Origin of the sequence: Streptomyces sp. NPDC018045 (genome assembly GCF_044327445.1) — a bacterium.
Classification (GTDB): domain Bacteria; phylum Actinomycetota; class Actinomycetes; order Streptomycetales; family Streptomycetaceae; genus Streptomyces.
The window spans coordinates 94705-106854 of sequence record NZ_JBIRFL010000023.1; the positions used below are offsets into that span (position 1 = coordinate 94705).

Sequence of the window (12150 nt, forward strand, 5' to 3'; positions counted from 1 at the left end):
GTCAGCAGCGCTGTCCGCCGCTCGCCGCAACCCCTCAAGGAGGTCGGTCGATCATGATCAAGGTCGTCCGGGGCAACCCCACACCCGAGGAGCTGGCCGCCGCACTGGCGGTGGTTCGCACCCGCGCGGCGGCCGCCGCTGCCGCCGCCTCCGCCGCGCCCGGCACGGAGCGTACGGACGAATGGTCCGACCCGGCGTCCACCATCCCGAGCCGCCGGCTGCCGCACCCGGGCCCGCGGGCCTGGCGTACGAGCCACTGGCCGCGCTGAGAGCCCGGGGCCGCGACGCGGGCCCGGGCCGGCCGTAGTGACGACACCCGGCGGCGCTTGAGTACGCGTACTCAGGCGCCGCCGGCGTTCCCGGCGCAGGATCGAAGGATGCTGTGGTCCGATCCGCCCGACGAGCCTCCCGAGGAGCTGCGCCAGGTACAGGAGATGCTCCGCCGGATGGGCATCGTGCTGGCCGTCGCCGCGGTCGTGCTCATGGTGATGCTGGTCGGCGGGGCCTGAGCGCCTGCGCCCGGGCATCCGCGTCTGCGCACCTGCGTCCGGACGCCCCCGGACGGGCGCACACGGCCGGACGAAGAGGACCAGCTCACACCCCCCGCCTGCAACCGCAGCCCCCACTTGGGACATCCTTTACCCCTGAAGGCCGCAATTCGGGCGCCTCTGGGGCCGGTCCGCGCGGCACCGGGCCGGGCACGGCATGGGGAGTGGAGAGCGATGAACAGGCCGCTGAGACACATAGCCGTCTTCTGCGGGGTGCTGGTGCTGGCGCTGCTGGTGCGCGTCACCTGGGTCCAGTTCGTCCAGGCGGATTCGCTGGCCAACGACGACAACAACCGCCGGGTGAAGATCGAGGCGTTCTCCTATCCGCGCGGCAACATCATCGTCGGCGGCAAGCCGATCACCGGCTCGGTCGAGACGGCCGGCGACTTCAGGTACAAGCGGGTCTACAAGGACGGCCCGATGTACGCGCCGATCACCGGCTACGCCTCGCAGTCCCAGGGCAGCACGTTCCTGGAGGGCGTCTACAAGGACATCCTCAGCGGCAAGGACGACAAGCTCTTCCTCAAGCGCGCCAAGGACATCCTGACCGGGGAGAAGCCGCGCGGCGGCGACGTGCTGACGACGATCAGCGAGAAGGCGCAGCGGGCCGCGTACAAGAGCCTGACCGACCTGGACGCCAAGGGCGCGGTGGTCGCCCTCGAACCGGGCACCGGCAAGATCCTCGCGATGGCGAGCACGCCGTCCTACGACCCGTCGGTCTTCGCGGGCAGCTCCTTCAAGGAGGGCGACAAGTACACCGCCCTCATCAAGGACGAGTCCAAGCCGATGAACAACCGGGCGTCGCTGGAGATCTACCCGCCCGGCTCCACGTTCAAGATCCTCACCGCCGCCGCGGCCCTGGAACACGGCGTGGTCCCGGACATCGACACGCCGGTGCAGGCGCCCGTCCCGTACACCCTGCCCAACACGGCGACGAAGGTCCGCAACGACATCCCCACCCCGGACTGCGTGAACGCCTCCCTCAAGGTCGGTATGCAGTGGTCCTGCAACAACACCTACCTGGAGACGGCGAACCGGCTGGGCACGGACAGGATGCGCGAGACGGCGGAGAAGTTCGGCTTCAACCAGAAGATCTTCACGCCGGTGCGCACCGCCACCAGCGGCTACCCGAAGAAGCTGGACAAGCCGCAGACCGCGCTGACCGGCATGGGCCAGGGCAGCCTGACCAGCACGCCGCTCCAGATGGCCATGGTCGTCGCCGGGCTCGCCAACAACGGCAAGGTCATGCAGCCGTACCTGGTCGAGGAGACGCGCGGCCCCGACCTGTCGACGATCGAGAAGTTCGAGCCCAAGGAGCTGAGCCAGGCCGTCTCCGAGAGCACCGCGAAGAAGGTGCAGGAGATGATGGAGAACACCGCGGAGAACGGCACGGCGAAGAAGGCGCTGATCGACGGCGTCAAGGTCGGCGCCAAGACCGGTACCGCCCAGCACGGCGTGAACGTCGACGACGAGCGCCCGTACGCCTGGTTCGTCTCGTACGCCAAGCAGGGCAACGGCTCGCCGGTCGCGGTCGCGGTCTTCGTCGACCCCTCGGACATGGACCTTCCCCGCAAGGAGATCGCGGGCGGCAAGCTGGGCGGCCCGATCGCGAAGAAGGTCATGGAGGCCGTGCTCGGCAAGTGAGCGCCGGGTCCGCGAGGCGGGCGGGCCGGGTGTCCACGGGGCGGGCGTCATGCGGCGTCCGCCCCGCTCCGTACGATGGCGGGCATGACCGTTCAGCCCGGCACCGCCGCCCGCCGTCTCGTCCTCGCCTCCCAGTCCCCCGCCCGGCTCGGCCTGCTGCGCCAGGCCGGGCTCGCGCCCGAGGTCGTCGTCAGCGGCGTGGACGAGGACGCGATCACCGCGGACTCCCCCGCCGAGCTGGCCCGGGTGCTCGCCGAGGCGAAGGCGGACGCGGTGGCCACGCGCCCCGAGAGCGCCGGCGCCCTCGTCATCGGCTGCGATTCGGTGCTGGAGCTGGACGGGCGGGCGCTGGGCAAGCCCGCCGACGCCGAGGACGCGACCGCCCGCTGGAAGGCGATGCGCGGCCGTTCCGGCGTCCTCCGGACGGGCCACTGCGTGATCGACACGGCGGACGGGGGGCGCCGCGTGTCGGCCACCGCGTCCACCACCGTCCGCTTCGGCGAGCCGAGCGACGCGGAGATCGCCGCGTACGTGGCCTCCGGCGAACCGCTGTACGTGGCGGGCGCCTTCACCCTCGACGGCCGGTCGGCGCCGTTCATCGACGGCATCGACGGCGACCCCGGCAACGTCATCGGCCTGTCCCTGCCGCTGCTGCGGCGCCTGCTGGCCGGTCTGGACGTCGCGATCACCGATCTCTGGGCGTGACGCGGCCCTTCGGCCGTGCAGCGGCTCCTCAGCGGAGACCGAAGCAGGGCTGCCACCGGCGGTCCGCCTCCGGTACGGCCACGGTGAGCAGCGCGCACAGCGGGCCGGTCGCCCCGCCCAGCAGTCCCATGCGCTCCTTCCCCAGCGACCGCACCTCCGGCAGCCGGTCCAGGAGGTGGCGGGCCAGCCGCGCGCGCAGGGCCGTCGCGGCGGGCAGCCGCGCGTGGTGGTGGAAGGCGTCCGCGACGGCCAGGACCCCGGCGGCGCCGTGGCAGCAGGCGAGCAGGTCCGCCGGGTGCTCCCCGAAGAGGTGGAAGTTCTCGTCGTAGCGCTCGGCGAGGCCGGTGAAGGCCCGCGCCGCCCAGGTGGCCGCCGCCGCGTCGTCCAGTGCGTCGGCCGCGTCCCACAGCGCCCAGGTGACGCCGGGGTTGCCGTAACACCACGCCTGGCGCGCGCGGGCGCCGTCGGGCGGCGGCTCGTCGAGTCCGGCGCCGTCCCAACTGCGGATGCCCCGGGCGTCGTCGAAGGACTGGCGCGCCAGCCATCGGGTCGCGGTGCGCAGCGCGCGCCGCGTGCCGGCGTCCGGCCCGGTACGGCGGGCGGCGGCGGTGAGCGCGGTGACCAGACCGGCGACACCGTGCCCCATGCCGGTGTTGACGCGTCCCTGGACCCAGCTCAGGTACGGGTGTCCGGCGTACCCGTCGGCCCGGAGCCGTGGCAGCTCCGCGCCGTCACAGAGGGACGTCAAGTGCGCGACGTACGGCGCGAGGTGGCTGCCGTCCGGGCGGGCGCCGACGCAGAGGGAGAGCAGGGTGCCGGACGGCCCGACGATCAGGTCCTGATCGGGGAAGCGGACGCCCGTCCGCCGCCACGGCCGCGTCTGCGCGACGCTCAGCAGATGGTCGCGCAACCGGTCGGCGACCCGGTGCAGTTGCGGGTGGAGGCGGGCCCCCAGCCGCAGCCCGGCGAGGGTGCCCGCCAGACCGCCGTCGTACAGGCCTGGGTGGCCCTGGCCACGGCCGATGCCCCGGGCCCAGACGGCCACCGGGTGGCCGGCGGCGGCGGCCTCGGCGGGCTCTCCGGTGTCCGCCAGCAGGGCGGCCAGCGCGGGGACGCCGGGGTCGCAGGGGGCGGTCCCGGCCGTCCACTGTTCGCCGGACGCCTGCCGGAACGCCCAGGCGTCCAGCAGCTCGACGGCGAGGGCGCGGAGTTCCGGGGCGGCATCAGCGGCGGCGGGGGTGGTGTCCTCGGTGCGGGTGCTGGTGCTCATGTCCGTGTCCGTCCGGGAAGCGCGGCCGTCCGTCCGAGCGGGGCCGGACGGACGGCCGGCGGTGGGGTCAGCTACAGATGACAACGGTGCCGCAGACGAGCACCGTACAGACGTTGCTGCAGTGACCGGAGTGAGCCTCCGTCTCGGGCAGTTCGGTCTCGGTGATCCGGGTCTCCAGGTCACCGATGAGTTCGTCGAGGTCGGTGAGTTCCGTGCGCTCCATGGTGTCCGACATGACGATGTTCCCTTCTCTCAATGGATGGGGTCCGCCCCGGCGGCGCGCCCGCTGGGGGCGAGCGTTCCGGGGAGGTGGGTCCCGCCGCGCAGGGCGGCGGCCGCGGACGCCGCGAGATCACTGATCGTGCGGTCGTGCGGAAGCCTCATGAGCAGTTGGGCGGCGACGAACGCGCCGTCGCGGTGCACCCGGTCGCGCAGCACCAGCCCGTCCGGCGCGGGCAGCATCTCCTCGACCAGCAGGTGGTCGGGGGGCGCGTCCGGGGCACCGCTCCGGGCGCGCAGGCGGTCGACGACGCGCAGCGTCGGCAGCGCCGCGAGGTCCACGGGTACGGGCTTGGCGCCCGCGCCGTACCGCAGGAACGCGTACCGGGGCAGCCCCGCCGTACGGCACAGGGCCGCGAGGGTGCGCACCTTGGTCAGGTCGCTGTCGTCGGGGCGCCACAGGGCCGTGCGCGGCAGCCGCCAGGTGGCCGGTGAGACGACCAGCCGTCCGCCCACCGTGAGCCGGGGCAGCCGCTCGGCGCGCGGGAACGCGCCGGCCAGCCCGTCGAGCTGGACCAGGTACGCCGTACCGGGGTGGCTCGCGGACATCAGCAGCCGCACCAGCACGTCGTACGGCGGCAGGGCGCTGCGCGTCGCGTGGTGCACCGGCACGACGCGCCGGCCGTCGGCCTCCGCGACGACCCGGCCGCCGTCGCGGCGCAGCGTGATGCGGTCGAGCGGCAGATGGCGGGCCGTGCCGGGGCCGGGGGTTGTCCCGTAGTACGGCGCGGGGTCCGGGTCGCCGGTCCACCAGCTCGTGACCAGGGGGCGGCGTACGGCGTTGGCGGCGCGCTCGGCCAGCGGCGGCACCAGCACCTCGACGAAGCGGACGTCCGCCGCGCGTTCGACGGCGGCGAGGAAGGCGCGGTAGCGGTCGGCGTTGGCGTAACCGCCGTGCAGGGTGTGCAGCGCGTCGGCGAAGCGGGCGTCCAGCATGCCGGCGGGCGAGGCCGTCTCCAGGACGGCCGACGGGCCCGGTCCGGCGAGGGGCCGCAGGACGCAGTCGACCGGCCAGGGCGGCAGCGCGGCGGTGCCCGGCGGCGCGCCGAAGGTGTCCAGCAACGCGTCGGTGACGTCCACCTGCCGCTCGTCGCCGCGGGTGGCGAGGTGGGCGAGGAGGCGGGCGTAGCCGGAGTGTGCGGTACGGGCCGGGTGCCAGCCTTCGTAACGGGCCGGCGCGGACGCGGTGGGCCCGCCGTCCTGCCGTGGGGAGCGGGCGGCGTCCGGCCAGTGGCCGGCCAGGAGGTCGCTGAGGGCGCGCGGCCGTTCGTCGAGCGCCCGCGCCTCTTCGGGGAGCTGTCGTCCGGTGGCGTCCGGGCAGCGGTCGGCCTCGCGGAGCGCGGCCAGGCGGGCGGCGGTGCGCAGGGCGTCGCGTACGGCGTCGGCGGCGGCCGCCGGGACCGTGGCAGCTTCCTGCCCGGGACCCTCGGCCGTACGGTACGAGTCGACGAACTCCGCCTCCCCGAGGGGCTCCGTCCGCGGCAGCCGGTCCCGCTCGCGGACGGCCACCGGCGGAGTCCACGCGCTGTGCCGGCGGCGTGGGGCGGCGCAGACCTGAAGGACGCCGATGCCGTGCAGGTGCGCGAGGAAGCCGCGCAGCACCCGGCGGGTGTCGTCCGCCGGCTGCCCGGTCCCGGCGCCGGGCGCGCCGCCCGTGGTGCCGAGCAGCGCGTCCTCGATCTCGCCCAGCGGGCGCGGCCCTGCGGCCAGCAGCGTCAGTACGGCGTCCAGGGGCCGGGTGCGGCGCAGTTCCACCTGGCGCATCCGGTCCCGTACGGACGGGTCGATCACCCAGCAGCGCAGCACGCCGTCGGCACGGAAGTGCAGCGGGGCGGGGGCGAGCGGGGTGGCGGGGTCCGCCGTCGTCAGATCGACGGCGCTCAGGCGCGTCCGTGCCACGTGGACGTTCTCCGCGGCTTCGGACGCCAGCGCGGTGAGCGCCGTGCCGGGCGCGAGCAGCGGCGGCGGGCCGTCCGCCCCCGTACCGCCGGCGGCCGGGCGGGACGCGACCGCGACCGGCGCGACCTGGCCCACCCAGCCCCGCGGGGTGGTCTTCACCGCGGCCCGGCCGAGCGCCCGCCACAGGTACGCGCCGCTCTTGCGCAGCCGCTTGCCGTTCCAGGACTCGCCCTGCGCCAGGCGGCGTTCGACGGTCGGCACGAGGTCCGGCGCCGCGTCGGCCAGGAAGGCCCGCATGACCGGACCGGCGCAGGCCAGCGCCCAGCCCAGGGCGCCCACGCGGTCCGCCTCGTCCGCGACCGCCTGTTCGAGTTCCTGCCGGGTGCGGGCCAGTTGTACGTCGTTGCGGTGCACCGCAACGGCTTCGTGCACGAGGTCTTCCGGGACGGCCGCCAGCGACGCCAGGAAGGCGCAGTCCGCTTCGCCGGGTGCCGTGCCGCCGTGCAGGCGGCGGCGGAGCGCCAGGACCGGCCGGCGGTCGGCGGCGGTGAGCCCGGGGTGCGGGACCACCGTGGTGCCCAGCCGTTCGGCCAGGGCACGGGCCCGGCCCGCCTGCTGCTGCCGCGCGCGGCCGTACGCTCCGGCCCGCTCGAACAGCCGCGGGTTGCCCGCTTCCGTCCACGCCGCGACCGGCATCCCGGCGGCCCGCAGCAGCGCCGTACCGCCCGGTACCGGCGTCCCGGCCGCGCCCGTCTCCCGGTCCGCCCCGGCCTCAGCCACCGCCGGTCACCCCCGCCTCGGCCACCGGCCGGTGGGGCCGCGCCCCGGGCGCGTGGCCGGGGCGCGGTTCCGCCGCGGGCGCGCGGCTCATCTCGGGGGCCGCCAGGGCCGCGGTCAGCAGGGCCTGCCGCGCCAGGGAGAGCCGCCCGCGGTTCCAGTGGAAGATCACGCAGTAAGCGGCGGCCCGGCGCGGCCCGGTCCCTTGGGCGTCGCCCGACTCGAAGTACCCCGTACGCCACCGCCGCGCGGCCGCGCCGACCGCGTCCCGGTGGGCGTCCAGGGCGGCGCGTTCCGGCGCGGGCAGCCCGGCCGTCAGCTCCTCCCGGCCGCGCCGCCAGAACGCGCGGATGCCGTCGGCGGCGCGCCGGGTGGCCGCCGCGTCGGTGCCGTCGCCGAGCCGCCGTCCGGTGTCGTCGCGTACGCACTCCCACACGCCGCGGTGCTCCCAGCCGACGATGCCCAGCCCGTCGAGCAGGTCGCGCAGCAAGGTCAGCGACACCCGCCAGTCCGCCACCGGCGGGGCGGCCGGGGCGATCGCTCCGGCCGCCGCCGGGCCGGCGTGGTGGTCGAGCCAGGCGAGCGAGTCCGCCGTGAAGACCCCGTGCGCCCACGGCATGGCGCGCTCCCCGCCGAACAGGTAGGTCTCCGGCTCGTACACACCGCGGACGGGCGGGCGGGTCAGCCCGCCGCCGAGCGCGGCGTCGGCGGCGAAACGTGCCGCCAGGTCGTCGCACAGCGCGTCGCCCGCGTCCCGCGCCGGGGCCTGGAAGCGCAGGCGCAGGCCGGGCGGCTTGTGCATGAAGAAGAAGTTGCGTACCGCGCCCGCGTCGAGGAGTGCGCGGACGGTCTCCGCGAGGCGCCCGTACAGACCGCGTGGCACGCCCGCCCCCGTGTCCAGGCCGAGCTGCACCCAGTCCGCCCCCGGCCCCTCGTCCCGGAGCGCCGCCAGCCCCGCCGCGAGGAAGGCGCGGCGGGCTTCCGCGTACGCGGGGTCCTCCGGCCCCACGGGCACCGTGCCGAGCGAGGCACCCCGGGCGTCCCGCAGGCAGTCGGCCAGCAACTCCGCGACCGGCAGCATCCCAACCTCCTCACGAGGGCCACTCAGACACTCTTCGCATGGTGGCCCCGGGAGGCGTGGACCGCATGCGGAGCGGGCTCCGGTTCGGGTGACGGGGAGTGACCGGGACACCGGCGCGCCCGGGCTCCCGTAACGGGCCCGATGGCCGCACGGGCGTCATGACCGGGCACGGGACGGGACGGGGCGGGACGGGGCGGGGCGGGGCGGGACGGGGCGGTGGTTCCCGTCGTGCGGGGGAAGTACGAGGAGGCGTCGGCCGCGTCGGTCAGGGCGCCCCGCGGAGGGCGCCCTGACCCGACCCCGTCTACGACCAGCGGCAGGCCCGGCCGCGCGAGACCGTGCGGCGCGCGGCGCCCTGACCGCCGCGGCCGCCCGGCGTCATGCCGCTGCCGTCGCGGCGTGCCGGCAGTGCGTGCACAGCAGGCGGCGGCCCGCCGAGTGGGCCGTGCTGCGGCCCAGGCCCGCCGTACGGTGGACCGTCCGCGGAACGGCGGCGGCGTGCGCGGCGCACGCCGCCGCGCCGCAGTCCGCACAGACCGCCAGCGCGGCGGTCTCGCTGCCGAGTTCCGCACAGTCGAAGCACTGCATTCAACAACTCCTGGTGAGCTTGGTTCCTTGATCGCCGGTAGGGCGGCCGTTCTGACTGAACGGCGACCGCCCGCCGCGCATTCCGGGAATTCGCGCGCGGTGACCACCGTCACGATGCCGCGGAATTCGACGGCCGCCCAGGCCTCTTTTCCACCAGGAACCGCATTCCTGGTAATGGCGCTGCCACCCGGGAATCCGGACAGCGGCGCCACGCGTGGTCACCCTTCGGCCGCCAGCCGGCGCAGCTTCCGGTCCGCCGCCGAACCCGGCTCGGCCAGATAGACCACCACCGCCTGGTCCGGCTCGTCCGGCAGCCGCAGCGTCTCGAAGGACAGGTCCAGGGAGCCGGCCCGCGGATGGTGCAGCGGCTTGCTGCCGTACGTCTTGTCGCGGACGTTGTGGTCGGACCACAGGCGGCGGAAGTCCTCGCTCTGCTCGGTGAGTTCGGCGATCAGCGCGGCCAGCTTCGGGTCGCCCGGGTGCCGCCCGGTGTCCAGCCGCAGGAACGCCACCGTGTCGTCGGCCTTCTGCTGCCAGTGGACGTACCGCCGGCGGGCGGACCGGTCGAGGAACGTCAGGCGGGCGAGGTTGCGCTCCTCGGGCGGAAGGGCGGGGAAGTCGGCGATCAGGATGCGCGCCAGCGCGTTCCAGGCCAGCACCTCCTGGCGGCGGCCGACCACGTACGCGGGCGCGTACGTGAACGTCTCCAGGAGCCGCAGCACGCCGGGCCGCACCACCTGCCCCTGCCCGGCGGCCGGCTGCCGGGCATCGTCGTGGCGGCCCTCCTCGCCCCGGACGAGGGCGTACAGATGCGCCCGCTCGTGCGCGTCGAGCCGCAGGACGTGCGCGATGGCGTCCAGCACCTCGGCCGAGGCGTGGCCGCCGCGGCCCTGCTCCAGCCGTACGTAGTAGTCGACGCTGACCCCGGAGAGCTGGGCGAGTTCCTCGCGGCGCAGGCCCGGCACCCGGCGGCGGCCGCTGAATCCGGTGCCCGGCGTGATGCCCGCGTCCTCCGGGCGCACCCGGGCCCGCCGCGATCGGAGGAATTCCCGTAGTTCGGCCCGCCGGTCCATCGTTTCCACCTTCGATACCGCGGGCCGCGCGCTCTTCGCCACGGAACCCGTGCTTCCCTGCATCCTTGCTTCTTCGCCGCCTTGCTTCTCGGCTGCCGCCGCACTTCTCCGTCGCCGCGTTTCTGCGCCGCCGCACTTCTCCGTCGCTCTTCCGCGCCGTCCCGCTTTCCTCATTCTCGCGCGATCAATTCCCGGCCGCGGATTGTGCGGGATCGCCAGCGTACTTCCGCGCGCCTCGGAGAGCTGTGCGAGGCTGGAAGGCCGTACGCGCGCCGCCCGCCCGCATACGCCCGCCCCGCACACGCCGTGCCCCGCGCCCGTACCGCGCCCCGTCCCGGAGGGAGACCGCCATGCCGCAGTCCGTCGACCGTGCCCTGGACCTGCTCGACGCGGTCGCCGGGGCGGCGGAGCCGGTGACCGCGAAGGCGCTGGCCCGGCAGTTGGACTGCGGGCTGTCCACGGTCTACGACCTGCTCGGCTCGCTGACCGAACGCGGCCACCTGGCCCGGACGGCCGCGGGCTACACCCTCGGCTACCGCGTACCGGCCCTGCACCAGGCCTTCCAGCGGCAGTTGCGGGTCGACGAGCGGGTGCATGAGGTGCTGCTGCGGCTGCGCCGCTCCTCCGGCGCCGACGTCTTCTTCAGCACGTACCGGGACGGTGAGATCGCCGTGCTGGACGGCGCCGCCGGACCGGGCTCCGCCTTCTCGGTCGGCCAGGACACCGCCGCCCACGCCACGGCGCACGGCCGCGCCCTGCTGGCCGCCCTCCCGGCCGCCACCCGGCGCCAGTACCTGGCCGCCGGCGGACTGTCCGCCCGGACCGCGCGCACCATCACCACACCGGAACGGCTGGAGCGCGAGCTGCGCCGGGTCCGCCGCGACGGGATCGCCGTCGAGCGGGAGGAGGCCGCGTCCGGAATGGCGTGCGTCGCCGTACCGGTACCGATACGCCCCGGCGGCCCCGGCACCCCGGCAACACTGACCGCCGTGTCCGCCGCCCTGCCGGTCGAGGACTTCACACGGCTGCGCGCTCCCCTGGCCGAGGCACTCCGACGCGAGGTGGCGGCACTGGCCTGAGCCCGGGGCGGGGAGGTGGTCCGCCCTGCCGGGTGCCGCTGCCGGTCGCGGACGGTGGCGTGTGCGGGCGCGAAGTTCGCCGTGCCGCCGCCGGGCAGGCTGTCGGTGGGCGACGCGGTGGCCGTCAGTTCGTGGGGCGAGCCGGAGCGGTAGCCGGGGTGCCGGAACCGGGCCGGGTGCCGTCCGCGCCGTACGTGCTGCCGTACGCCGTCAGCGTCAGCACCAGCAGCGCGAGGACGGCCATCAGCATCGCGAACGCCGCCCAGCCGACCAGTCCGACCGCGAAGGCCCCCAGAACGGCGTGCACCACGGCGCACGTGACGAGGGCGATGCGCCCGAACGTCCCCGGCGGGCGGTCGCGCAGTCCGGTGCGGGCCAGCAGGACGGCGCAGCACACCAGGTAGAGCGCGAAGACGGCGCCCAGTACCCACGCGCCGGTGGACATCGCGCCGGGGTCGACGCCCGCCATGGACATCTGCTGCTTGTCCACGACGATGCTCAGCACCCAGTTCAGGAAGAGGACGCCGAGCGCCTCCAGCACCAGCGCCACCGCCGCCACCCACGCCACCGGCCCGCGTGCCGCCACCCCGTCCACCCACTTCCGAGTTACGCGTCGCACCGTTTACGCGTCGCACTGTTACCGCGAGTACGAAAGAACACCGGGCACGCTACTCCTGAGTACCCCTCGTGCTGCAAGAGCCCGGAGACGGGTATGAGCCGGGAAGCGGAACGGACCGGAGGAGCGGAGGGAGGAGCGGACCGAGGAGCGGGGCGGCTGCGGGGTACGACCGGACGGGCCCGAGGGGACGCGGACGGGCCGGACGCAGCCGCGGGCAAAGTTTCCTTCGCCCATTCGTAGGGACTCCACAAAGAAACGAGGTTCCGGTGTAGGGGCGGGAGGCGAGACCTTGCCCACATCTTGATCACCCCACCGCCCCCGGAATGCGGGCCTACCCTGGGATACCGGGGGACTTCGGACCCGTATCCGCATCGGACACACGCTCCGTGTGGGCAAGCTCACTACCGGGAACGGGTCGGCACGCGGTGTCGCCAGTCCCTAAACTCGCGACGTCCTAATTTGTTGCGGCGAAGCGCCAAGGAGGAACCGATCGTGCGCAAGGTGCTCATCGCCAACCGAGGCGAAATCGCTGTCCGTGTGGCCCGGGCGTGCCGGGATGCCGGTATCGGGAGTGTGGCGGTCTATGCC

The 12150-nt window shown here is 75.0% G+C and carries 13 protein-coding genes; 6 read left to right on the forward strand and 7 right to left on the reverse strand.

What is annotated here, in order from left to right:
* Positions 1–53 precede the first annotated feature (53 nt).
* The 4 genes from ACH4EB_RS31700 (at position 54) to ACH4EB_RS31715 (ending at position 2897) form a co-directional block, all read left to right on the forward strand.
* Positions 54–269: an acyl-CoA carboxylase subunit epsilon gene (locus ACH4EB_RS31700; protein WP_398351551.1), complete on the forward strand. Its 216-nt coding sequence runs from the start codon at positions 54–56 to the stop codon at positions 267–269.
* A gap of 108 nt (positions 270–377) precedes the next feature.
* Positions 378–509, forward strand: coding sequence for a morphogenic membrane protein MmpB (gene mmpB / locus ACH4EB_RS31705; protein WP_398351553.1), 132 nt, complete (start codon positions 378–380; stop codon positions 507–509).
* Between the two features lie 213 nt (positions 510–722).
* Positions 723–2192, forward strand: coding sequence for a peptidoglycan D,D-transpeptidase FtsI family protein (locus ACH4EB_RS31710; RefSeq protein WP_398351554.1), 1470 nt, complete (start codon positions 723–725; stop codon positions 2190–2192).
* Positions 2193–2276: 84 nt separating this feature from the next.
* Positions 2277–2897, forward strand: coding sequence for a Maf family protein (locus ACH4EB_RS31715; RefSeq protein ID WP_398351555.1), 621 nt, complete (start codon positions 2277–2279; stop codon positions 2895–2897).
* 28 nt (positions 2898–2925) lie between these two features.
* Here the strand turns inward: ACH4EB_RS31715 and ACH4EB_RS31720 are convergent, their stop codons facing one another.
* The 6 genes from ACH4EB_RS31720 to ACH4EB_RS31745 all read right to left on the reverse strand — a co-directional run bounded on the left by ACH4EB_RS31720 (position 2926) and on the right by ACH4EB_RS31745 (position 9927).
* The gene (locus tag ACH4EB_RS31720; protein WP_398351557.1) at positions 2926–4167 is read right to left on the reverse strand and encodes a lanthionine synthetase LanC family protein; all 1242 of its coding nucleotides are present in this window, start codon (positions 4165–4167) and stop codon (positions 2926–2928) included.
* 67 nt (positions 4168–4234) lie between these two features.
* Positions 4235–4402 carry a hypothetical protein gene (locus tag ACH4EB_RS31725; RefSeq protein ID WP_398351558.1) on the reverse strand — a complete coding sequence of 56 codons (168 nt, stop codon included), beginning with the start codon at positions 4400–4402 and terminating at the stop codon, positions 4235–4237.
* 17 nt (positions 4403–4419) lie between these two features.
* The gene (locus tag ACH4EB_RS31730; RefSeq protein WP_398351559.1) at positions 4420–7125 is read right to left on the reverse strand and encodes a lantibiotic dehydratase; all 2706 of its coding nucleotides are present in this window, start codon (positions 7123–7125) and stop codon (positions 4420–4422) included.
* The gene (locus tag ACH4EB_RS31735; protein ID WP_398351560.1) at positions 7118–8203 is read right to left on the reverse strand and encodes a thiopeptide-type bacteriocin biosynthesis protein; all 1086 of its coding nucleotides are present in this window, start codon (positions 8201–8203) and stop codon (positions 7118–7120) included. The genes ACH4EB_RS31730 and ACH4EB_RS31735 overlap by 8 nt, the downstream gene beginning before the upstream one ends.
* A 378-nt stretch (positions 8204–8581) precedes the next feature.
* Positions 8582–8791, reverse strand: a complete 210-nt coding sequence (locus ACH4EB_RS31740) for a DUF2180 family protein (protein WP_361160271.1) — start codon at positions 8789–8791, stop codon at positions 8582–8584.
* A gap of 218 nt (positions 8792–9009) precedes the next feature.
* Entirely contained in the window at positions 9010–9927 is a 918-nt protein-coding gene (locus ACH4EB_RS31745; protein ID WP_398351562.1) for a helix-turn-helix domain-containing protein, read from the reverse strand.
* A gap of 287 nt (positions 9928–10214) precedes the next feature.
* On the opposite strand from ACH4EB_RS31745, the gene ACH4EB_RS31750 reads away from it, so the two are divergent.
* Entirely contained in the window at positions 10215–10943 is a 729-nt protein-coding gene (locus ACH4EB_RS31750) for an IclR family transcriptional regulator (RefSeq protein WP_398351564.1), read from the forward strand.
* 124 nt (positions 10944–11067) lie between these two features.
* On the opposite strand, the gene ACH4EB_RS31755 is transcribed toward ACH4EB_RS31750, so the two are convergent.
* Positions 11068–11562 (reverse strand): hypothetical protein, encoded by a 495-nt coding sequence (locus ACH4EB_RS31755; protein WP_398351566.1) that lies wholly within the window; start codon positions 11560–11562, stop codon positions 11068–11070.
* Between the two features lie 492 nt (positions 11563–12054).
* Here ACH4EB_RS31755 and ACH4EB_RS31760 point away from each other — a divergent pair.
* Positions 12055–12150 (forward strand): biotin carboxylase N-terminal domain-containing protein (locus tag ACH4EB_RS31760; RefSeq protein WP_281179312.1); only part of this gene is annotated, 96 nt, incomplete at its 3' end.

Bases quoted from the DNA above. Each gene is read 5' to 3' on its own strand.
- ACH4EB_RS31700 (WP_398351551.1), top strand. From the start codon at position 54: ATGATCAAGGTCGTCCGGGGCAACCCCACACCCGAGGAGCTGGCCGCC.
- mmpB (WP_398351553.1), top strand. From the start codon at position 378: ATGCTGTGGTCCGATCCGCCCGACGAGCCTCCCGAGGAGCTGCGCCAG.
- ACH4EB_RS31710 (WP_398351554.1), top strand. From the start codon at position 723: ATGAACAGGCCGCTGAGACACATAGCCGTCTTCTGCGGGGTGCTGGTG.
- ACH4EB_RS31715 (WP_398351555.1), top strand. From the start codon at position 2,277: ATGACCGTTCAGCCCGGCACCGCCGCCCGCCGTCTCGTCCTCGCCTCC.
- ACH4EB_RS31720 (WP_398351557.1), bottom strand. From the start codon at position 4,167: ATGAGCACCAGCACCCGCACCGAGGACACCACCCCCGCCGCCGCTGAT.
- ACH4EB_RS31725 (WP_398351558.1), bottom strand. From the start codon at position 4,402: ATGTCGGACACCATGGAGCGCACGGAACTCACCGACCTCGACGAACTC.
- ACH4EB_RS31735 (WP_398351560.1), bottom strand. From the start codon at position 8,203: ATGCTGCCGGTCGCGGAGTTGCTGGCCGACTGCCTGCGGGACGCCCGG.
- ACH4EB_RS31740 (WP_361160271.1), bottom strand. From the start codon at position 8,791: ATGCAGTGCTTCGACTGTGCGGAACTCGGCAGCGAGACCGCCGCGCTG.
- ACH4EB_RS31745 (WP_398351562.1), bottom strand. From the start codon at position 9,927: ATGCAGGGAAGCACGGGTTCCGTGGCGAAGAGCGCGCGGCCCGCGGTA.
- ACH4EB_RS31750 (WP_398351564.1), top strand. From the start codon at position 10,215: ATGCCGCAGTCCGTCGACCGTGCCCTGGACCTGCTCGACGCGGTCGCC.